Here is a 20,858-nt window from a genome sequence, read left to right on the forward strand (position 1 = left end):
GACGCACCCGTGACCGAGCCGCTCGACGGCGACGCCCCCGAGGCCTCCGAGGTCCTCATCGTCACCGGCATGTCCGGTGCCGGGCACTCGACGGTGTCCAACGTGCTCGAGGACGACGGCTGGTTCGTCGTCGACAACCTGCCGCCGGAGATGCTGCCGCCGCTCGCGGAGCTCACCATCCGCGCCGCCGGCGCCGTGCCCCGGCTCGCGGTCGCCATCGACGCCCGCGGCCGCACCGTCACCCCGGACCTCAGCCGGGCCCTCGACGACGTCCGCGCGAAGGGGCTGTCGCCCGTCGTCCTCTTCCTCGACGCGGCCGACCCCGTCATCGTCCGCCGCTTCGAGTCCGTCCGCCGACCGCACCCGCTGCAGACGCAGGGGGCGACGGTGCTCGACGCCATCGCGGAGGAGCGGCAGCTCCTCGAGCCGGTGCGCGAGATGGCGGACATCTTCATCGACACGAGCGACACCAACGTCCACCAGCTGGCGGCGAAGGTGCGCGCGGCGATGCGACCGGCGGGCGCGGGCGGGGCGGACCTCCACCTCACCGTCCTGTCGTTCGGGTTCAAGCACGGTGTGCCGGTCGACGCGGAGAACCTCGCCGACGTCCGCTTCCTGCCCAACCCGCACTGGGTGCCGGAGCTGCGGCCGCGGACGGGTCTGGACCCGGCGGTCGCCGAGCACGTGTTCGGCGACCCGGCGGCGGAGCAGTTCGTCGACGCGTACTCCCGCTGCCTGCGCATCATGACGAAGGGCTACCGGGACGAGGGGAAGCGGTTCGCCGTCGTCGCCGTCGGGTGCACCGGGGGCAAGCACCGCAGCGTCGCCGTCGCCGAGCAGCTCGCGGAGCGGCTCTCCGGTGACGGGGTCGTCACGCACGCCGTGCACCGCGACCTGGGGCGGGAGTGAGCGGACCCGCGCCCACGGGACTGAGGCGGCGGGTGCCGGCCGCGGCCCGGTCGCGCCGGGGCGCCCGCGCGCCGGTGCGGGTCGTCGCCCTCGGCGGCGGGCACGGCCTCGCCGCGTCGTTGGCGGCACTGCGGCACGTCACGGAGGACGTCACCGCGGTCGTCACCGTCGCCGACGACGGCGGGTCCTCGGGCCGGCTCCGCGAGGAGTTCGGGGTCCTGCCGCCGGGCGACCTCCGCATGGCGCTGGCGGCCCTGTGCCACGACTCGCAGTGGGGCCACCTGTGGCGCGACGTCCTGCAGCACCGCTTCTCCGGCGACGGGCCGCTCGCCGGGCACTCGGTCGGCAACCTCCTCATCGTCGCCCTGTGGCAGCTGCTCGACGACCCGGTCGACGGGCTGCGGGTCATCGGGGACCTCCTCGGCGCGCAGGGCCGCGTGCTGCCGATGTCCGACCGCCCGCTCACGATCGAGGCCGACGTCCGTGACCCCGCGAACGGCGTCACCGGCACGGTGCGGGGGCAGAAGGAGGTCGCGACCACCGCCGGCCGGGTCGGCTGGGTGCGGTTGGACCCGACCGACCCGCCCGCGAACCCCGAGGCGGTGCGAGCGGTCCTCGAGGCCGACTGGGTCGTCATGGGGCCGGGGTCGTGGTTCACCTCCGTGTGCCCGCACCTGCTCGTGCCGGAGCTCGCCGACGCCCTGCAGCGCACGACCGCGCGCCGCTGCGTCACCCTCAACCTCGACCCCGGCACCAACGAGACCGCCGGGTACCGCCCCGAGCAGCTGCTCGAGGTGCTCGGCGCCTACGCGCCCGGCCTCACCCTCGACGCCGTCGTCGCCGACCCCGCCGCGGTCGACGACGTCGACGCGCTCGCGCACGCGGCCGGTCAGCTCGGCGCGAACCTCGTCATGCGTCAGGTGTCGTGGAGCGACGGCACGGCCCGGCACCACCCGCTGCGCCTCGCCGCCGCGTACGCCGACGTCTTCGCCGGCGTCACCGCCGACCTGCGCCGCTGACCTCGGGCGTCGGCACGAACGCAGACCTGCAGCGTGCGGGCGGGCCTCGCGAACCGGACAGCCCGCCCGGGTGCGGATGGCAGGATGACGGGATGGCGCTCACGGCATCGGTCAAGGACGAGCTGAGCCGCTTGCCCGTCACGCGGGTGTGCTGCCGCAAGGCCGAGGTTACGGCGATGCTGCGCTTCTCGAACGCGCTCCACATCGTCGCCGGCCGCGTCGTCATCGAGGCCGAGCTCGACACCGCCCAGGCCGCGCGCCGACTCCGCCGCGAGATCGGCGAGGTGTACGGCCACCCCAGCGAGCTGCTCGTGCTCCAGCCCGGCGGGCTGCGTCGTGCCACCCGGTACGTCGTCCGCGTGAGCCGCGAGGGGGAGACCCTCGCCCGCCAGACCGGGCTGCTCGACGCCCGGAGCCGCCCCGTCCGCGGCATGCCGCCCCAGGTCGTCGGCGGGGCCGTGTGCGACGCCGAGGCCGCGTGGCGCGGGGCCTTCCTCGCCCACGGCTCGCTCACCGAGCCCGGCCGCTCCAGCGCGCTCGAGGTCACCGCGCCCGGCCCCGAGGCCGCCCTCGCCCTCGTCGGCGCCGGGCGCCGCCTCGGCATCCAGGCCAAGGCCCGCGAGGTCCGCGGCGTCGACCGGGTCGTCGTCCGCGACGCCGAGGCGATCAGCGCGCTCCTCACCCGGCTCGGTGCGCACGACGCCGTCATGGTGTGGGAGGAGCGGCGCATGCGCCGCGAGGTCCGCGCCACCGCCAACCGGCTCGCGAACTTCGACGACGCGAACCTACGTCGCTCCGCGCGCGCGGCCGTCGCCGCGGGCGCCCGGGTGGAGCGGGCGATGGAGATCCTCGGCGACGAGATCCCCGACCACCTGCGGCAGGCCGGGCGGCTGCGCCTGGAGCACAAGCAGGCGAGCCTCGAGGAGCTCGGCCAGCTCGCCGACCCGCCCATGACGAAGGACGCCGTCGCCGGCCGCATCCGCCGCCTGCTCGCGCTCGCGGACAAGCGCGCGAGCGAGCTCGGCGTCCCCGGCACGGACGCGAACCTCACGCCCGACATGCTCGAGGTCTGAGGCCGGCGCCCGGCGCCCCGGCGTGCGGCGTCCACCACCGGGACGCCATTTCCCGCCCGCGACGGGCGCTTGTAGGGTCGACCGAGGTGTGACGAGGACGACACTCCAGCTCGCAGTGAACGGCGCACCCCAGCGCACCAGGCACCAGCGACCAGCACAGGAGGAACCGACGTGACCGTACGGGTCGGCATCAACGGGTTCGGGCGGATCGGCCGCAACTTCTTCAGGGCGGCGCTCGCCGCCGGCGCGGACATCGAGGTCGTGGGGGTCAACGACCTCACCGACAACGCGACGCTCGCCCACCTGCTCAAGTACGACAGCATCCTCGGCCGGCTCGACGCCGAGGTCTCGCACTCCGAGGACTCGATCACCGTGGGCGGGCACACCTTCCGCGCGTCCGCGGAGCGGGACCCGGCCGCGCTGCCCTGGGGCGAGCTGGGTGCGGACGTCGTCATCGAGTCCACCGGCATCTTCGTCGACGCGACCAAGGCGAAGGCGCACATCGACGCCGGGGCGAAGAAGGTCATCATCTCCGCGCCGGCGAAGAACGAGGACATCACGGTCGTGATGGGCGTCAACGACGGCGACTACGACCCCGCGAACCACCACATCATCTCGAACGCGTCGTGCACGACGAACTGCCTCGCGCCGATGGCGAAGGCCCTCGACGACGCGTTCGGCATCGTCAAGGGGCTCATGACGACGATCCACGCCTACACGCAGGACCAGAACCTGCAGGACGGCCCCCACAAGGACCTGCGCCGCTCCCGCGCCGCCGCCCTCAACATGGTGCCGACGTCCACGGGCGCCGCGAAGGCGATCGGGCTCGTCCTCCCGCAGCTCAAGGGCAAGCTCGACGGCTACGCCATGCGCGTGCCGGTCCCGACGGGCTCGGCGACCGACCTCACCGTCCAGGTGGGCCGGGAGGTCAGCGTCGAGGAGGTGAACGCCGCGGTGAAGGCCGCGGCGGAGTCCGGCCCGCTGGCCCCGTACCTCAGCTACACCGAGGACCCCATCGTCTCGACCGACATCGTCACGGACCCCGCGTCGTGCATCTTCGACGCCGGGGTCACCAAGGTGTTCGGCGACCAGGTCAAGGTCCTCGGCTGGTACGACAACGAGTGGGGCTACTCCAACCGCCTCGTCGACATCAGCGCTCTCGTCGGGCGCGGTCTCTGACCGTGCAGGACGTCGACGCCCTCGGGCAGGCGCTCGGCGGGTTCGGATCCCGCCGGGTGCTCGTCCGCAGCGACCTCAACGTCCCCCTCGAGCAGCCCGCCGAAGGCAGCGGCGGGTCCCCGCGCATCACCGACGACGGCCGGGTCCGGGCCTCCGTGCCGACCATCCGGCAGCTCGCCGACGCGGGCGCCGTCGTCGTGGTGTGCGCGCACCTGGGCCGCCCCAAGGGCGCGCCCGAGCAGAAGTACTCCCTCGCCCCGGTGGCCGAGCGGCTGTCGGAGCTCCTCGAGCGGCCGGTGCGCTTCGTCCCGGAGACGGTGGGGGCGGTCGCCGAGGCGGCGGTCGCCGAGGCCGGGCCGGGCGACGTGCTCCTGCTGGAGAACCTCCGGTTCAACCCGGGCGAGACCAGCAAGGACGACGGGGAGCGCGGCGCCTTCGCCGACGAGCTCGCCCACCTCGCCGACGCGTTCGTCTCCGACGGGTTCGGGGTCGTCCACCGGAAGCAGGCGAGCGTCTACGACGTCGCGCGGCGGCTGCCGCACGCGGTCGGTGGTCTCGTCCTCGCGGAGGTCGAGGTGCTGAAGCGGCTCACCGAGGACGTCGAGCGGCCCTACGCCGTCGTGCTCGGTGGCGCGAAGGTGTCGGACAAGCTCAAGGTCATCGAGAGCCTGCTGCAGACCGCCGACCGGATCCTCGTCGGCGGGGGCATGGTCTTCACCTTCCTCAAGGCCCAGGGCCACGAGGTGGGGAAGAGCCTCCTCGAGGAGGACCAGGTCGACACCGTCCGGGGCTACCTCGAGCAGGCCCACGAGCGCGGGGTCGAGGTCGTCCTGCCCACGGACGTCGTCGCCGCGACCGCGTTCTCCGCCGACGCCGACCACGACGTGTACCCGGTCGACGCGATCCCCGCCGACCGGCTCGGGCTCGACATCGGCCCCGAGTCGGCGGCGACCTTCGGCACGTGGCTCGCCGACTGCCGGACCGTCTTCTGGAACGGCCCCATGGGGGTCTTCGAGATGGCGCCGTACAGCGAGGGCACACGGGCCGTCGCGACGTCGCTCGCCGCGCTCGAGGGCCTCGGCGCCCTCGGTGTCGTCGGCGGCGGTGACACCGCCGCCGCCGTGCGCGCGCTGGGCTTCTCCGACGACGACTTCGGCCACGTCTCGACCGGTGGGGGGGCGAGCCTGGAGTACCTCGAGGGTCGCACGCTGCCCGGTCTCACCGTCCTGGAGGACTGACACCCATGGCGACACGCACCCCGCTCATGGCGGGCAACTGGAAGATGAACCTCGACCACCTCGAGGCGACCCACCTCGTGCAGAAGCTCGCGTGGCTCCTGCGCGACGCCGGGCACGACCACACGGCCGTCGAGGTCGCGGTGCTCCCGGCCGCCACGTCCCTGCGCAGCGTGCAGACGCTCGTCGAGGCCGACGACCTCCCCGTCCGCACGGGCGGGCAGGACCTGTCGGCGCACGACTCCGGCGCCTACACGGGCGAGGTGAGCGGGGCGATGCTCGCGCGGCTCGGCTGCACGTACGCGTGCGTCGGGCACAGCGAGCGGCGCGAGCACCACGGCGAGGACGACGCGACCGTCGCGGCGAAGGCGCAGGCCGCCCACCGCCACGGCCTCGTGCCCATCGTCTGCGTCGGCGAGCCGCTCGAGGTCCGCGAGGCGGGCGACCACGTGTCGTACACCCTCGCGCAGCTCGACGGGTCCCTCGCCGGGCTGAGCGCCGACCAGGTCGCGGCGACGGTCGTCGCCTACGAGCCCGTCTGGGCGATCGGGACGGGTCGCACGTGCGACGCCGACGACGCCCAGGAGGTGTGCGCGGCGATCCGGGCCAGGCTCGCCGCGACCCACGGCGACGACGTCGCCGGGCGGGTCCGGGTCCTCTACGGCGGTTCGGTCAAGCCCTCGAACGTCGCCGGGATCATGGCGCAGGCCGACATCGACGGCGCCCTGGTCGGCGGGGCCTCGCTGAAGGCCGAGGACTTCGCCGGGATCGTGAGATTCCGGGAGCACCCCACGGCGTGACGTATCCTCGCGTGCGGGACGGATCACCGTCCGTCCCGCACGCAGGGCGCCGAGCGCCGCACGCACCAGCCACCCAGGCGGCGGCCCACCGGGCCGGCCGCCGCTTCCGACGGAGACCGACCCAGCCGTGACCGACGTCCTCTCGATCGTGCTCCAGGTGCTCCTCGTGATCACCAGCGTCGTGCTGATCCTGCTCGTGCTCCTCCACAAGGGGCGCGGTGGCGGGCTCTCCGACATGTTCGGGGGCGGCGCGTCGTCGGGCATGGGGCAGCAGAGCATCGCGGAGAAGAACCTCGACCGGCTCACCATCTCGGTCGGGCTCGTGTGGGCGGTCGTCATCGTCCTGCTCAACCTGCTCACGCGCTTCGACATCTGACCTGGTCGGGGTGCCACGACGGCACCCGGTGACCCGCCGGCACGAGCCGGCACGAGAACGAGCACACAGGAGACCCACATGGCAGGCGGCAGCGCGATCCGGGGGAGCAGGGTCGGGGCGGGCCCCATGGGCGAGGCCGAGCGGGGCGAGGCCGCCCCGCGGGTCAACATCACGTACTACTGCGCCAACGGGCACACCGTCCGGCCCTCCTTCGCGGAGGAGTCCGGCTCCGAGGTCCCCGAGCAGTGGGACTGCCCCCGCTGCGGCTTCCCCGCGGGCCGCGACCCGGAGAACCCGCCGGCCCCGCCGAAGGTGGAGCCGTACAAGACGCACCTGGCCTACGTGAAGGAGCGGCGCAGCGACGCCGACGGCGCCGCGATCCTCGACGAGGCGCTCGCCAAGCTCCGCGAGCGGCGCATCATCGTCTGACCGGCTGCGGCACGGGCTCGACGGCGCCGCCGCAGCGAGCGGCCCTCAGGGGCTCGCGATCCGGGTGACGGCCGCGGGCACCCGCGTCGCGGCCCCCCGGTCGAGCAGCCACAGCGTCCGCCGGGTGCCGTGCGCGCCCGCGGCGGGCACCTGCCGCTCACCGGCACCCTGCAGGGCCATGGCGGCGGGGGCGGCCTTGTCGTCGCCCGCGACGACGAACCACACCTCGACGGCGGCGCGGATCGCCCCGAACGTCATGCTCACGCGCTCCGGGGGCGGCTTCGGCGACCCGCGGACCCCCGTCACGGTGCCGTCGGCGTGGAGCGCGGGGTGCTCGGGGAACAGCGACGCGACGTGACCGTCCGGTCCCATCCCGAGCAGGAGGACGTCGAAGCGGGGGACGTCCACCGCATCCCCGGGCCGTCGGTGGGCCGCGAGCTCGGCCGCGTACGCCGCCGCCGCCTCCTCCGGGCTGGGGTCCCCGGGGGAGTCCGGTGCCGGGACGGGGTGGACGTGGTCGGGCGCGACATCGACGTGGTCGAGCAGCGCCTCGCGGGCCTGCGTCTCGTTCCGGTCGGGGTGACCGGTGGGCAGGTGGCGCTCGTCGCCCCACCACACGTGCAGCCGCGACCAGTCGACGGCGGCGCGCGCCGGCGAGGAGCGCAGCTCGGAGAGCACGCGGGTGCCGAGCCCGCCCCCGGTGAGGACGACGTGCGGCACCGCACCGGCGGACTGCAGGTCCGTCACGGTCGTGAGGAAGCGCGCCGCGGCCGCGGCGGCCAGCGTCTGCTGGTCGCGGTGGACGACGACGAGCGTCGGCGAGGTCACGCGGCCCCCGCGGGCGCGTCGGCGCCGTCCCGGAGCCGCCGTACCACCTCGCCGTAGACGACGTCGGGGTCGAGGCGCCGCAGCTCCTCGGCGAGGCACTCCGCGAGCCCCCGCCGGGGGAGCCCGAGGCGGTGGTCCGGCTCGCCGGGCTGGCTCAGCACCGCGGTGCTCCCGCTCGGCCGGGCGAGCCGGATCGTGCCGGCCGCACGCTCCAGCTCGACGCTGTGGAGCCCCGCGCCGGCGTCGCCCGCGGTCAGCCGCTCGACCGGGCAGTCCAGCCGGAGGCCGAGCCACGCCGCGAGGAGGTCCGTGGAGGGGCTGTCCGCGGCGCCGCGCACCGTGGCGTGCTCGACCTGCTCGTGCGGGGGCAGGTCGAGGGCGGCGGCGAGGAGGGCCCGCCACCGCGTGGTCCTCGTCCACGCCATGTCGGTGTCGCCGTCGGAGTAGCGGGCCGCCCGAGTCGCGAGGGCCGCGAGCGGGTCCCGGCAGGCGGCGGCGTCGGTGATGCGGCGCTGGGCGAGGCGGCCGACGGCGTCCTCGGCGGGCTGCTCCGGGGCGTCACCGGGCCACCACGCGACGATCGGGGCGTCCGGGAGCAGGAGGGGGACGACGACGGCCGAGGCCTGGTCGGCGAGCTCGCCGCGCAGCCCGAGGACGACGACCTCGCCCGCGCCGGCGTCACCGCCGACGCGGATCTGCGCGTCGAGCCCGGTCTCCCCGGACCGGTCACCGCGCACGACGACGAGCACACGGCTCGGGTGCTCGCGGCTGGCGTCGGTGGCTGCACGGATGGCGTCCTCCGCCCGGTCGGCGTCGACGAGCACGGCGAGGGTGAGGACCCGGCCCAGCGCGACCGCCCCGGCGTCCGCGCGCAGGTCGACGAGCCGGCGGTTGATGGCCGAGGTCGTGGTGCCCGGCAGGTCGACGATCACGGCAGCCTCCAGGTGCGTCCGTCCCGGGCCATCATCTCGTCCGCGCCGGCGGGCCCCCAGCCGCCCGAGGCGTACTGCTCGGGCTGGCCCTGACCGGCCCAGAACTCCTCGATGGGGTCGAGGATGCGCCACGAGAGCTCGACCTCCTCGTGGCGGGGGAACAGCGGCGGGTCGCCGAGCATGACGTCGAGGATGAGGCGCTCGTACGCCTCGGGGGAGGACTCGGTGAAGGCGTGGCCGTACCCGAAGTCCATGGTGACGTCCCGGACCTCCATGGCGGTGCCCGGCACCTTCGAGCCGAACCGCAGGGTGACCCCTTCGTCGGGCTGGACGCGGATGACGATGGCGTTCTGCCCCAGCCCGCGCGCGGCGGTCGCCTCGAACGGCAGGTGCGGGGCCTCCTTCATGACGACGGCGATCTCCGTGACCCGGCGCCCGAGGCGCTTGCCGGTGCGCAGGTAGAACGGGACACCCGCCCAGCGCCGCGTGTCGACGTCGAGCCGGATCGCCGCGTACGTCTCGGTCTCCGAGTCCGCCGGGATGCCGTCCTCGTCGAGGAACCCCCGGACCCGTGCGCCGCCCTGCCAGCCCGCGGCGTACTGCCCCCGGGCCGTCGCCGTCGACAGGTCGGCCGGCAGGCGGACGGCGGAGAGGATCTTCTCCTTCTCCGTGCGCAGGTCGTGGGCCTCGAACGAGACCGGCTCCTCCATCGCCGTGAGGGCGAAGAGCTGGAGCAGGTGGTTCTGGATGACGTCGCGGGCGGCACCGATGCCGTCGTAGTAGCCGGCGCGGCTGCCGATGCCGATGTCCTCGGCCATCGTGATCTGGACGTGGTCGACGTAGTGGGCGTTCCACACCGGCTCGAACAGCTGGTTGGCGAAACGGAGCGCCAGCAGGTTCTGGACGGTCTCCTTGCCGAGGTAGTGGTCGATGCGGAAGACGGCGTCGGGCGGGAACACCTGCTCGACGACGTCGTTGAGCTCCCGCGCGGTCCGCAGGTCGCGTCCGAACGGCTTCTCGACGACGACCCGCCGCCACGCGTCGTCGACGGAGTCCGACAGGCCGCTGCGCGCGAGCTGCTTGACGACGACGGGGAAGGAGTCCGGCGGCACCGACAGGTAGAACGCGTGGTTGCCGCGGGTGCCGCGGTGCTCGTCGAGCTCCGCGACCGTCCGCGCGAGCTCGTCGAAGGCGTCGTCGTCGTCGAAGGTGCCCTGGACGAAGCGCAGCCCGTCGGACAGCTGCGTCCACGTCTCCTCGGTGAACGGGGTGCGCGCGTTCTCCTTGACCGCGTCGTGGACGACCTTCATGAAGTCCTGCCGTCCCCAGTCCCGCCGGGCGAACCCCACGAGGGCGAAGCCTGGCGGCAGGAGACCGCGCTGCATGAGGTCGTACACCGCGGGCATGAGCTTGCGGCGGGCGAGGTCACCGGTGACCCCGAACATGATGAGCCCGCCGGGTCCGGCGATGCGGGACAGCCGCCGGTCCCGGGGGTCGCGCAGCGGGTTCGCACGTGGGGCGCCGCCGGCGAGACCGCTGAGCCCACCGGCACCGGACCCACCCGGCCCGCTCCCCGTGGTCGAGACGCTCATCCCGCGCGCCCCCGCAGCGCCGCGTCGACCGCGGCGAGGCCCGCCGCGTCACGGACCCGGAGCGTGAGGACCGGGCGGTCGTGGTCGCGCAGCACGCCGGCGTCGCCGTCGGCCTGCGCGGCCTTGAGCCGGCCGAAGGTGAAGTCGCGACCGGGGACGGGCAGGTCCTCGGCGAGGTCGCCGACCACCTGGAGGAACACCCCGACGGGCGGGCCGCCCTTGTGGAGCTGACCGGTCGAGTGGAGGAAGCGCGGACCCCACCCGAACGTCACCGGGCGGCCGGACCGGGCGGCGAGGGCGTCCCGGGCGCCGGCGAGGTCGGCGTGCGCGAGGCGGTCGAGGTACACCATGACGGCGAGGTAGCCGTGCGGCCCGAGGTGGCCGAGCAGGGCCTCGACGGCCTCGTCGAGGCCGTCCGCACCACGGGAGCCCAGGGTGGCGTCGTCGGCGACGACGTCGACGCCGTGGTGGGTGGAGCGGGCCTCGCGGGGGGCGGGTGTGCTCTCGAGCAGCCCGCGGGCCGCCTGCTTCGCGCTCTCCACGTCGGGCTGGTCGAAGGGGTTGATCCCGAGGAGGAACCCTGCGGCCGCCGTGGCGTGCTCCCACAGGAGCAGCTGCGCGCCGAGGGGCCCGGTGACGACGACGTGGGCGTCCTCGGGACCCTCGACGTCGGCCGTGCCGTGCGGCACGTGCGTGGCCGCGCAGCGGACCACCACGGCGTCGGGCAGGCCGGCGGTGACCTCGGGGGCGCCGGGCGGCACGACGACGGGCAGCACCCCGACGCCCTCCTTGCCGGTCGACTCCGCGACGAGCTGCTCCGCCCAGTCGGGCAGTCCGGGCAGGGCACCGGCGGGGTCGTCGACGAGCACGAGCTTGTCACGGGGACCCTGCCCGTCCGCCGAGGGGACGGCCGCCATGGCCGCCGCGAGCTGGAGCGCGGGGTTGGCGGCGTCGTCGCGGGCGCAGTCGCCGGCGACCGCGGCAGCCTCGTCGAGGAGGCGGTCGACGTCGGCCCCGGCGAGCCCGGACGGCACGAGGCCGAACGCGGTGAGCGCGCTGTAGCGTCCGCCGACCTCGGGGTCGGCGAGGAAGACCGCCCGGTACCCCGCCTCGCGGGCGGCGGTCTCCAGCGGCGACCCGGGGTCGGTGACGACGACGACGCGCCGGGCGGGGTCGATGCCGGCCTGCTCGAAGGCCTCGACGAACGCGCGGCGCTGGCTGTCGGTCTCGACGGTGCCGCCGGACTTGCTCGAGACGACGACCACCGTCCGCTCGAGCTCGACGAGCGCGTCGCGGACCTGACCGGGGTCGGTGGCATCGAGCGTGACGAGCGGGACGCCGTGCGCCGCGCACACGACCTCGGGGGCGAGCGAGGACCCGCCCATTCCCGCGAGGACCACCCGGTCGACCCCCTCGGCGAGCAGCTCCCCACGGAGGGCCGCGATCTCGGCGGGCAGGCCCCGGGACGTCTCGTGGAGGCGGGTCCAGCCGAGCCGCTTCGACGCCTCCGCCTCCGCCTCCGGGCCCCACACGGTGGCGTCGCCGGACGCGGTACGGCTCGCCACCCGCTCGGCGACGAGCCGCTCGAGGGCCTCGCCGCGACCGGCGGCCACGGCCTCCGACACCTCGACGCGCACCACGGGCTCCTGCTCCCCGCCCGGGCTCACCGGTGCTCCGCCTGGCCGCCGCTCTCACGGACCTCGGCCATCGCCTGCTCGACCGTGCCGAGCAGCTCCTCCCAGCTCGCCTCGAACTTCGCCACGCCCTCCTTCTCCAGCTGCGTGACGACGTCGACGTACCCGATGCCGAGCCGCTCGACCGCGTCGAGCTGCTCGGCGGCCTGGGTGTAGGTGTCCCGGACGGTGTCGCCCGCGATCTCCGCGTGGTCCTCCGTGGCGGCCAGCGTGGAGCCGGGCATCGTGTTGACGGTGTCGGGCGCCACGAGGTCGACGACGTACTTGGTGTCCGGGTAGGCGGGGTCCTTGACGCCCGTGCTCGCCCACAGCGGCCGCTGCGGGTGCGCGCCGGCCGCCTCGAGGTCCGCCCAGCGCGTGGACGCGAGCACCTCCTCGTACGCCTGGTAGGCGAGCCGGGCGTTGGCGACGGCCGCGGTCCCGCGCAGCGATGCCGCGGCGTCGCCGCCCACCTCGTCGAGGCGGGCGTCGACCGCGGAGTCGACCCGGCTGACGAAGAACGACGCGACGGAACGGATGCCCGTGACGTCCGTACCCGCCTCCTGCGCCCGCTCGAGACCGTCGAGCCACGCGTTGAGCACGGCCCGGTACCGGTCGAGGCTGAAGATCAGGGTGACGTTGACGCTGATGCCCTCCGCGAGCACCGCCGTGATCGCGGGCAGGCCCTCGACCGTGGCCGGGATCTTGATCATGACGTTCGGGCGGTCGACGGTCGCGGCGAGGGCCTTCGCCTGCTCGATCGTCCGCGCCGTGTCGTGCGCGAGGCGGGGGTCGACCTCGAGGCTCACCCGCCCGTCCTGCCCGCCGGTCGCCTCGTACACGGGCGCGAGGACGTCGCACGCCTCGCGGACGTCGGTCGTCGTGACGGCGGTGACGGCCTCCTCGACCGTCGCCCCGGACGCGACGAGCTCGCGCACCTGGTCCTCGTAGGCCGTCCCCTTCGCCAGCGCGGAGGCGAAGATCGTCGGGTTGCTCGTGACGCCGACGACCCCGCGGGCGACGAGACGCTCGAGGTCGCCGCTGCGCACGAGGTCGCGCGACAGGTCGTCGAGCCAGACGGAGACGCCGTGCCGGCTGAGCGCGGCCACGGGCTCGGAGACGGTGGGTGCGGTGCTCATGGGACCTCCTGGCGGTGCGACGGTTCGTGCAGGCGGGTCGGGCGGTCAGGCGCGTGCGGCGGCGATGCTCTCCCTCGCGGCCGCCGCGACGTTGTCCGGGGTGAAGCCGAACTCGCGGAAGAGGGTGGCGGCGTCGGCGGACGCGCCGAAGTGCTCGAGGCTCACGCACCGACCGGCGTCCCCGACCAGGGCGTGCCACGGCATCGAGACCCCGGCCTCGACGGAGACGCGGGCGCGGACCGCCGGGGGGAGGACGGAGTCGCGGTAGGCGGCGTCCTGCTCGGCGAACCACTCGAGGCTCGGCAGGCTCACCACGCGGGCGCGGACGCCCTCCTCGCCGAGCGCGTCCTGCGCGGCGAGGGCGACGTGCACCTCGGAGCCGGTCGCGAGCAGCAGCACGTCCGGCAGCTCGCCCTCACCGAGGCCCGAGGCCTCTCGCAGGACGTACCCGCCGCGGGCGGCCCCCTCGGCGGAGGCCGTGCGCTCGTCGTCGCGGTCGAGGACGGGCAGGCCCTGCCGGGACAGCGCGAGGCCCACGGGCTCGGCCCGCTCCAGCGTGGACCGCCACGCGACGGCGGTCTCGTTCGCGTCGGCGGGTCGGACGACCGCGAGCCCCGGGATCGCCCGCAGCGCCGCCAGGTGCTCGACGGGCTGGTGGGTGGGGCCGTCCTCGCCGAGGCCGACGGAGTCGTGGGTCCACACGTACGTGACGGGCAGGCCCATGAGCGCGGTGAGGCGCACGGCCGGCCGCATGTAGTCGCTGAAGACGAGGAACGTGCCGCCGTAGGGGCGGGTGCCGCCGTGGAGGGCGATCCCGTTGAGGATGGCGCCCATCGCGTGCTCGCGGATGCCGAAGTGGAGGGTGCGGCCGTAGCGGTCGCCGGGGAACTTCTTCGTCGCCTTCGACTCGGGCACGAAGCTCGGCTCGCCCTTCATCGTCGTGTTGTTGCTGCCGGCGAGGTCGGCCGAGCCGCCCCACAGCTCCGGCAGCACGCCGGCGAGCGCCGTGAGGACCTCACCGGACGCCGCCCGCGTCGCGAGCTTCGTGCCCGCCTCGAAGGTCGGGACGGCGTCGGTCCACCCGTCGGGCAGCTGCCGGCCCTGCATGCGGTCGAGGAGGGCGGCGCGCTCGGGGTTCGCGGCCCGCCACGCCGTGAACTGCTCGCTCCACTCGGCGTGGACGTCGGCGCCGCGGCGCCCGACCTGACGGGCGTGCTGAAGCACGTCGTCGGCGACCGCGAAGGTGGCGTCCGGGTCCATGCCCATGAGCTGCTTCGTCGCGCGGATCTCGTCGTCGCCGAGCGCGGAGCCGTGCGAGGCGCCGGTGTCCTGCGCGTTGGGAGCCGGCCACGCGATGACGGTCCGGAGCACGACGAGGGAGGGCCGGGGGTCGGCCTTCGCCTCGAGGAGGGCCCGGTGGAGGGCGGGCACGTCCTCGGTGTAGCCGTCCTCGGACTCGCGGCTGGAGCGCCAGTCGACCGTCGTGACGTGCCAGCCGTACGACTCGTAGCGGGCGGCGGTGTCCTCGCTGAGGGCGATGTCGGTGTCGTCCTCGATGGAGATCTGGTTCGCGTCGTAGACGACGACGAGGTTGCCGAGCTCCTGGTGGCCGGCGAACGACGACGCCTCGCTCGTGACGCCCTCCTCGATGTCACCGTCGGAGGCGATCACCCAGATCGTGTGGTCGAAGGGGGACGTGCCCGGCGCTGCGTCGGGGTCGAGGAGGCCGCGCTCGCGGCGCGCGGCGGTCGCCATGCCGACGGCCGTCGCGAGGCCCTGCCCGAGGGGCCCGGTGGTCGTCTCGATGCCGGGGGTGTGCCGGTACTCGGGGTGCCCGGGCGTGCGTGAGCCCCACGTGCGCAGCGCCTGGAGGTCGGCGAGCTCGAGGCCGTACCCGGCGAGGTACAGCTGGACGTACTGCGTGAGGCTCGAGTGGCCGGCGCTGAGGACGAACCGGTCCCGGCCCGTCCACGCCGGGTCGGCCGGGTCGTGCCGCATCACGTGCTGGTACAGCAGGTACGCCGCGGGGGCGAGGCTCATGGCGGTGCCGGGGTGGCCGTTGCCGACCTTCTCCACGGCGTCCATGGCGAGTGCGCGGGCCGTGTCGACGGCCCGGGAGTCGAGTGCGTCCCACTGCAGGGCGGGGAGGTCGGTGGTGGTGCTGTCGCTCACGGCGTGCTCCGTCCGGGTCCGCAGGACCCCTCGTTCCAGCCTCGTCGCGACCACCCTAGTGACCCGGCGGACACTCGCCTCGCGGACGTCGAGCGGGCGAGACGAGGACCGGTCCGCTCGGCGGCGGGGCCGGCCTCAGACGAGGAACGGGTCGACGGCGACGGCGAGGAAGACGACCGACAGGTACGTGATCGACAGGTGGAACACGCGCATGGGGCGCACCACGGTCGACACCTCGCCGGCGGTGCGCAGCTGTCGCGCGAGCCCGAGCACCGCCGCGGTGAAGACTGCGCCCGCGACGACGACCGTCACCGTGTACACGACGCCCATCCCTGCGACGGGCACCAGCAGGAGGGTGCAGGCGACCATCGCGAGGGTGTGGGCGACGGTCTGCCACGCCAGCGACCGCGCGGACCCGACGACCGGCAGCATCGGCACCTGCGCGCGGGCGTAGTCGTCGCGGTAGCGCATCGACAGCGGCCAGTAGTGCGGCGGCGTCCAGAAGAAGATGACGGCCGACAGCACGACGGGCGCCCACGCCAGCGAGCCCGTGACGGCGGCCCAGCCGATGAGCACGGGCATGAACCCGGCGGCGCCGCCCCACACGATGTTCTGCGAGGTGCGTCGCTTGAGGACGAGCGTGTACACGACGGCGTAGAAGACGACGGCGGCGACCGCGAGGAGGGCCGCGAGCGGCGTGGTGCCCCACCACAGCAGCGCGACGGCCGCGACGCCGAGCGCGAGTCCGAAGCCGAGGGCGGCCCGGGGCGAGACCTCGCCGGTGACGATGGGGCGGTGCCGGGTGCGCTCCATGACCGCGTCGATGTCGCGGTCGGCGACCTGGTTGAGGGTGTTCGCGCTGCCGGCGGCGAGGGTGCCGCCGACCAGGGTGGCGAGCACGACCCGCCAGTCGGGGAGGCCGCCGGCGGCGAGCACCATCGTCGGCACGGTCGTGACGAGGAGCAGCTCGATGATGCGCGGCTTCGTGAGCGCGACGTACGCCGCGAGCCGGCTGCGCGCCGGTGCGGGCGCCGCCGCGGCGAGGGCGGGGGGCGCCTCGGGGACGGTGAGACGGGACGGCGGGGTCACGATCCGACCAGCTCGCCCCGGGCCCGGGCCTGCGGCACCTCCGCCGCCTGCGCGGCCGGGGCGCGGACGCGGAGCCCGACGACGAGCGCCGCCACCGCGACGACGAGGAGGCAGGCGCCGAGCATGTGGAGGCTCACGAGGGCGCGCGGGAGACCGAGCCAGTACTGGACCCACCCGGTGCCGCCCTGGGCGAGGGTCACCCCGAGCAGCAGCCACGCCCGCCCGGTCGCGCGGCGGGGCGCTCCGACGGCGTGGAGACCGGCGAGCAGGCCGAGCAGCAGGCCGACGAACAGGACGACGGCCTCGGCGTGGAGCACGGCGACGGTGCGGTAGTCGAGGTCGAAGCGGACCGGGACCTCGCTGTCCCCGGAGTGCGGTCCGGTCCCCGTCACGACGGTGCCGAGCACGAGCGTGGCCGCCGCGACCACGACGAGGCCCCCGCAGAGCACGAGGAGCGCGCGCGGCACGACGGGTCGGCGCGGTCCGTCGTGCTCGTGCAGGCGCAGCAGGAGCACGGCGCTCACGGCGACGAGGAGGCCGGAGAGCAGGAAGTGCGCCGCGACGGTCGTCGGGTGCAGCCCGGTGAGGACGGTGATGCCGCCGAGCACGGCCTGCCCGGCGGTGCCGGCGAGCACGGCCGCCCCGTACCCCCACAGCCGGCGGCGGTACCGCACGAGCAGCGCGAGGGTGGCGAGCGCGGCGAGGCCGACGACGAAGGTGAGGAGCCGGTTCCCGAACTCGATGTAGGGCCGCAGCCCCAGCGCCTGCTCCTCGACCGGCACGACGGAGCCGGGCACGCACTCCGGCCACGTCGGGCAGCCGAGGCCCGAGGCGGTGAGCCGGACCAGGCCGCCGGTGACCACGATGCCGACCTGGCACACGAGGTTGACGACCACCACGGCGGTGACGAACCGGGGGACCCGGCCGGTGGCGGCTGGCATGCGCCCAAGGATAGGCGCCTGCGGGTCGGACCCGTCGGAGCGCCCCGACCGCCCCGGCTGCTCCGGCCCCGGCGCGCTCAGAGCTCGAGGGCGCCGCGCAGCAGGCTCGCGCCCGAGTGCGTCGGGTCGCCGTCCGTCGGCTCCGCCGACACGTCGACGAGGGCGAACCGGCCCACGTCGAGCCCGCTCGGCACCGTGAGGTCCGCCGTCGCGTCCCCTGGCTGCTGGGGGACCACCGGTCCGAGCGACACCATCGCCCCGGTGTCGGGGTCGATGAGCCACGCCTCGAGGAAGTCGTCACCGGTGTCGGGCAGGCCGTCGAGCCACACCTGGAGGACGGGCCCGGGCGCCCCGGTGGGCTGGACGAGGCGGGCGAGGCCCGCGGCTCCCGAGCCCGCGCCCGCGCCGAACTCCTCCAGGTCGGCGGCCGCGAGGACGGCGGCGTCGCCGCCCGGTCCCGGCGCACCGGCTCCGCCCGGCAGCCCCCGCGCGGCCACGACACCGACCGCGCCCACCACGACACCGACGGCCGCGGCGGCTGCGACCGCCCACGGGCCGACCCGCCGGCCGCGGCCGCCCGTGCGCCGCCGGACCGCGAGCTCGTCGTCGCGTCGCGGCGCCGGGGGCACGGCCGGGGCGCTCGCGCCCGCGTCGGGAACGGGGGAGGGGTCGGGTCCGTGGTCGGGTCGGGGCACCGTGCCGGCGCCGAGCCCGAGCTCGGCGGCGACGCCCTGCCACACGTGAGGGGGGACGGGGACGGGGTCGAGGTCGCGGGCCCGCGGGCCGCGGACGACGTCGACGGTGCGGGCCAGCTCCTCGACCGTCACGCGGCAGGTCGCGCACGTGCGGACGTGCTCGGCGTCCTCCGCCGTGAGGGCGGGCTCGCCGAGAGCGTGCAGCGCGAGGGTCCCCTCGTCAGGGTGTGGCCGCACGCGCCACCTCCAGCGAGTCGCGCAGCCGCAGCAGGGTGCGCCGGATGTGGCTCTTCACGGTGCCCAGCGGCATGCCGAGGCGGTCCGCGATCTGCTTGTGCGTGAGGTCGTGGAAGAACGCGAGCTCGACGATGCCGCGCGCCGGCTGGTCGACGCCGTCGAGAGCCTCGAGGACCGTGAGGCGCTCGACCGCCTGCTCGGGCAGCGAGGACGCGGGGACGGTCTCGGGCCCCACCGCGGCGCGGGCGGCCTCGTGCTGCCGGGCGAGACGGGCTCGCTGCTGCCACGTGTCGGCGCAGACGTGCCGCGCGATGCCGATGAGCCAGCCCGCGATGGTGCCCCGGCGGGCGTCGAACGTCTCGCGACCACGCCACGCGCGGACGAAGACCTGCTGGGTGGCGTCCTCGGCGTCCTGCCGGTCGGCGAGCGCGCGCAGGCTGATGCCGTGCACGAGGCCGGCCCACCGGCTGTAGGCCTCCGCGAGCGCCCACTCGTGCCCTGCGGCGAACGCGAGCGCGAGGGTCTCGTCGTCGCAGGTCTCGGGGTGGTCGGGTCCGGGAGCCACGGGACGGTCGGCCGCGTTCCCCCGGTGCCCGGCGTCGCGGCGGTGCGAGGGCACGGGTTCCACGAGCACGAGGCTAGGCGGGGCGGGGCGGTGGGACATCCCGGAGCCGCACGGCGGCCGACCCGCCGACCGCCCCGCCGACCGCCGCGTCGCCACGGCGGTCACGCGCCGTCCCCGACGGGCACGGCGGTCACGACGACGTTGTCGCGGTAGCTGCGCAGCTCCGGCTGGAAGGGGCCGCCGCACGTCACCAGGACGAGGACGTGGTCGCCGTCGCGGGCGAAGATCTCGTCGACGGGGAGCACCGACTTCGTGATGGTCTCCCGGCCGACGACCTCGTACGCGTGCTGCTCCCCGGCCTCGTCGGTGACGGTGACGACGGTGCCGACGGCGACCTCGCGGAGGGGGAACAGCGCGCCCGGGCCCTCGCCGGCGGCGTCGACGTGACCGGCGAGGACCGCGTTGCCCGAGTCGGCGCCCGGCGCGGCGCCCCAGCGGTACCAGCCGACGGACGCGATCTCGGCGGGGATCGTCATGGAACCGTCGTCCTCGACCCCCACGGCCTCCACCGCGGCGTCGACGTCGAGCGCGGGGATCGTGAGGTGCACGGGATCGGGGTCGCGTTCCGCCCGGGCCGCCGCGAGCCCGGCGTCGCGGACGGTGACCTCGCCGAAGGCCGGGGTGCGGTCCGGGACGGGCGCGGACGGCGCGGCCGGGGCCGGCGACGCCGACGGGACCGGCTCCCCGGTGGGGACCGGGTCCGCGGCCGTGCCCCCACCCGCACGGACCTCGGCCAGCGTCGCCCCGGCCTGGGGGTCGGGGCGGGTGACCCACCACCCGACGGGCCCGGCGAGCCCGACGGCGAGCGCCACGACGACGACGGCGGCCCAGCGGAGCCCCGTCGCGCGGGAGGCGCCGGCAGCCGTCGGCAGCGGGCGGTCGGTCCGCCCGTCCGGGCGGTCGGTGGAGCCGGTCACGGTCGTCCTCCGGACGGTGGCAAAACTGAGGGGGACGTGAGGGAGACGTCAGGGGGGACGTGCCGCCCGCCCCGGTGGGACGGGCGGCACGAGGGTAGGACCCGTCAGTCGCGGGCCGAGCGAGCGGCGACCGCGCGCCCGCCGAGGAGCACGACGGCACCGGCGCCGAGGGCGCCGACGACGGCGAGCTGCCACGGGAAGGCGTCGGACACGAGGCCGCCGGTGCCGGACGGGACACCGGACGGGCTGCTCCCGAGGCCGCTGATCGTCTGGATGGCGAGGTCGAGGGTGCCCTCCTCGGCGGAGCCGTAGGCGTAGACGATGGTGTTGACGCCCTCGGCGACGTCGACGTCGGCCGGCCCGAGCACCGGGTCGGTCGTGCCGGCGAGCGCGACGGCCGCCTCGACCGTGCCGGCGGGCAGGTCCGCGGTCTCCTCGTTCGGGTTGGTCAGCCCGGTGAAGACCGGGTCGCCTCCGGCGAGGACGTCGACGGCGGGCGCCGCCGCGGTGTGGCGGACCGTCAGGCGGCCCTCGCCCGCGGCCACCTCGGAGGTGTCGTTGACGAACGGGGTGAGGACCGGGGCGCCGGATTCGTCGAGGTGCGCGGCGACCGTGACGTTGGCTCCGGCCGGCACCTCGGCGGTCTGCTCGATCGCGGCGTCGTCGGCCTCGGGGTCGGCCCCGGCCGGGTACACCGCGAGGTCGTAGGAACCGGCGGGAAGCGTCAGGGGGTCGGTGATGGTGCCGGGCTCGAAGTCCTCGAGCAGCACGTCGCCGTTGGCGTAGACGTCGACGGTCAGGCCGGGCACGCCGTGGAAGACGGCGACCTGGGCGTCGCCGGAGCCGGACGCCGCGGCGGGCGCGGCGAAGGCGAGGGGCAGCAGCGCTGCACCGGTGGCAGCGAGGATGGTCCGCATGTGGGTCCCTTCGGTCGGTGTCGGCCGGCGAGGTGTCCCCGAGGGCACCCGCCGGTGACCTCGTCGGTCACTGACACCCCC

General features: G+C 75.4%; 20 protein-coding genes. 8 read left to right on the plus strand and 12 right to left on the minus strand.

What is annotated here, in order from left to right; translation table 11 throughout:
* Positions 1–9: 9 nt before the first annotated feature.
* The 8 genes from rapZ (at position 10) to WAB14_RS06885 (ending at position 7,020) form a co-directional block, all read left to right on the plus strand.
* Entirely contained in the window at positions 10–909 is a 900-nt protein-coding gene (gene rapZ, locus WAB14_RS06850) for an RNase adapter RapZ (protein WP_340268732.1), read from the plus strand.
* A 32-nt stretch (positions 910–941) separates the two neighbouring features.
* Positions 942–1,928, plus strand: coding sequence for a gluconeogenesis factor YvcK family protein (locus WAB14_RS06855; protein ID WP_340268734.1), 987 nt, complete (start codon positions 942–944; stop codon positions 1,926–1,928).
* 92 nt (positions 1,929–2,020) lie between these two features.
* Positions 2,021–3,001: a DNA-binding protein WhiA gene (gene whiA, locus WAB14_RS06860; RefSeq protein WP_340268736.1), complete on the plus strand. Its 981-nt coding sequence runs from the start codon at positions 2,021–2,023 to the stop codon at positions 2,999–3,001.
* Between the two features lie 171 nt (positions 3,002–3,172).
* Positions 3,173–4,180, plus strand: a complete 1,008-nt coding sequence (gap, locus tag WAB14_RS06865) for a type I glyceraldehyde-3-phosphate dehydrogenase (RefSeq protein ID WP_340268738.1) — start codon at positions 3,173–3,175, stop codon at positions 4,178–4,180.
* A gap of 2 nt (positions 4,181–4,182) precedes the next feature.
* A complete protein-coding gene (locus WAB14_RS06870; protein ID WP_340268740.1) occupies positions 4,183–5,418 on the plus strand; it encodes a phosphoglycerate kinase in 1,236 nt (411 codons plus the stop codon).
* 5 nt (positions 5,419–5,423) lie between these two features.
* A complete protein-coding gene (gene tpiA, locus WAB14_RS06875; protein WP_340268742.1) occupies positions 5,424–6,215 on the plus strand; it encodes a triose-phosphate isomerase in 792 nt (263 codons plus the stop codon).
* A 127-nt stretch (positions 6,216–6,342) separates the two neighbouring features.
* Entirely contained in the window at positions 6,343–6,591 is a 249-nt protein-coding gene (gene secG / locus WAB14_RS06880) for a preprotein translocase subunit SecG (RefSeq protein ID WP_340268745.1), read from the plus strand.
* A gap of 78 nt (positions 6,592–6,669) precedes the next feature.
* Complete coding sequence (locus WAB14_RS06885) at positions 6,670–7,020, plus strand: RNA polymerase-binding protein RbpA (protein ID WP_340268747.1); 351 nt, start codon at positions 6,670–6,672, stop codon at positions 7,018–7,020.
* A gap of 45 nt (positions 7,021–7,065) precedes the next feature.
* Here WAB14_RS06885 and pgl read toward each other — a convergent pair whose 3' ends face one another.
* From pgl to WAB14_RS06945, 12 genes are all read right to left on the minus strand, one after another.
* Positions 7,066–7,848: a 6-phosphogluconolactonase gene (gene pgl / locus WAB14_RS06890; protein WP_340268749.1), complete on the minus strand. Its 783-nt coding sequence runs from the start codon at positions 7,846–7,848 to the stop codon at positions 7,066–7,068.
* Positions 7,845–8,780, minus strand: a complete 936-nt coding sequence (gene opcA / locus WAB14_RS06895; protein WP_340268751.1) for a glucose-6-phosphate dehydrogenase assembly protein OpcA — start codon at positions 8,778–8,780, stop codon at positions 7,845–7,847. The genes pgl and opcA overlap by 4 nt, the downstream gene beginning before the upstream one ends.
* The gene (gene zwf / locus WAB14_RS06900; protein ID WP_340268753.1) at positions 8,777–10,372 is read right to left on the minus strand and encodes a glucose-6-phosphate dehydrogenase; all 1,596 of its coding nucleotides are present in this window, start codon (positions 10,370–10,372) and stop codon (positions 8,777–8,779) included. The genes opcA and zwf overlap by 4 nt, the downstream gene beginning before the upstream one ends.
* The gene (locus tag WAB14_RS06905) at positions 10,369–12,039 is read right to left on the minus strand and encodes a glucose-6-phosphate isomerase (protein ID WP_340268755.1); all 1,671 of its coding nucleotides are present in this window, start codon (positions 12,037–12,039) and stop codon (positions 10,369–10,371) included. The genes zwf and WAB14_RS06905 overlap by 4 nt, the downstream gene beginning before the upstream one ends.
* A complete protein-coding gene (gene tal, locus WAB14_RS06910; protein WP_340268757.1) occupies positions 12,036–13,184 on the minus strand; it encodes a transaldolase in 1,149 nt (382 codons plus the stop codon). The genes WAB14_RS06905 and tal overlap by 4 nt, the downstream gene beginning before the upstream one ends.
* A gap of 45 nt (positions 13,185–13,229) precedes the next feature.
* A complete protein-coding gene (gene tkt / locus WAB14_RS06915; RefSeq protein ID WP_340268759.1) occupies positions 13,230–15,356 on the minus strand; it encodes a transketolase in 2,127 nt (708 codons plus the stop codon).
* Positions 15,357–15,491: 135 nt separating this feature from the next.
* Positions 15,492–16,445, minus strand: a complete 954-nt coding sequence (locus tag WAB14_RS06920) for a heme o synthase (RefSeq protein ID WP_340268761.1) — start codon at positions 16,443–16,445, stop codon at positions 15,492–15,494.
* Positions 16,442–17,386 (minus strand): COX15/CtaA family protein, encoded by a 945-nt coding sequence (locus tag WAB14_RS06925; protein ID WP_340268763.1) that lies wholly within the window; start codon positions 17,384–17,386, stop codon positions 16,442–16,444. The genes WAB14_RS06920 and WAB14_RS06925 overlap by 4 nt, the downstream gene beginning before the upstream one ends.
* 77 nt (positions 17,387–17,463) lie before the next feature.
* The gene (locus WAB14_RS06930) at positions 17,464–18,318 is read right to left on the minus strand and encodes an anti-sigma factor domain-containing protein (protein ID WP_340268765.1); all 855 of its coding nucleotides are present in this window, start codon (positions 18,316–18,318) and stop codon (positions 17,464–17,466) included.
* Positions 18,302–18,946 (minus strand): RNA polymerase sigma factor, encoded by a 645-nt coding sequence (locus WAB14_RS06935; protein ID WP_340268767.1) that lies wholly within the window; start codon positions 18,944–18,946, stop codon positions 18,302–18,304. The genes WAB14_RS06930 and WAB14_RS06935 overlap by 17 nt, the downstream gene beginning before the upstream one ends.
* 98 nt (positions 18,947–19,044) lie before the next feature.
* Complete coding sequence (locus tag WAB14_RS06940; RefSeq protein WP_340268769.1) at positions 19,045–19,860, minus strand: class F sortase; 816 nt, start codon at positions 19,858–19,860, stop codon at positions 19,045–19,047.
* 104 nt (positions 19,861–19,964) lie between these two features.
* Entirely contained in the window at positions 19,965–20,777 is an 813-nt protein-coding gene (locus WAB14_RS06945; RefSeq protein ID WP_340268772.1) for a DUF4397 domain-containing protein, read from the minus strand.
* Positions 20,778–20,858 lie beyond the last annotated feature (81 nt).

Origin of the sequence: Aquipuribacter nitratireducens, assembly GCF_037860835.1 — a bacterium.
GTDB lineage: Bacteria > Actinomycetota > Actinomycetes > Actinomycetales > JBBAYJ01 > Aquipuribacter > Aquipuribacter nitratireducens.

What these genes read in the sequence shown, in the direction of transcription:
- zwf (WP_340268753.1), bottom strand. Translation starts at nt 10,372, where the DNA reads ATGAGCGTCTCGACCACGGGGAGCGGGCCGGGTGGGTCCGGTGCCGGT.
- WAB14_RS06945 (WP_340268772.1), bottom strand. Translation starts at nt 20,777, where the DNA reads ATGCGGACCATCCTCGCTGCCACCGGTGCAGCGCTGCTGCCCCTCGCC.
- tpiA (WP_340268742.1), top strand. Translation starts at nt 5,424, where the DNA reads ATGGCGACACGCACCCCGCTCATGGCGGGCAACTGGAAGATGAACCTC.
- WAB14_RS06885 (WP_340268747.1), top strand. Translation starts at nt 6,670, where the DNA reads ATGGCAGGCGGCAGCGCGATCCGGGGGAGCAGGGTCGGGGCGGGCCCC.
- whiA (WP_340268736.1), top strand. Translation starts at nt 2,021, where the DNA reads ATGGCGCTCACGGCATCGGTCAAGGACGAGCTGAGCCGCTTGCCCGTC.
- tal (WP_340268757.1), bottom strand. Translation starts at nt 13,184, where the DNA reads ATGAGCACCGCACCCACCGTCTCCGAGCCCGTGGCCGCGCTCAGCCGG.
- WAB14_RS06925 (WP_340268763.1), bottom strand. Translation starts at nt 17,386, where the DNA reads ATGCCAGCCGCCACCGGCCGGGTCCCCCGGTTCGTCACCGCCGTGGTG.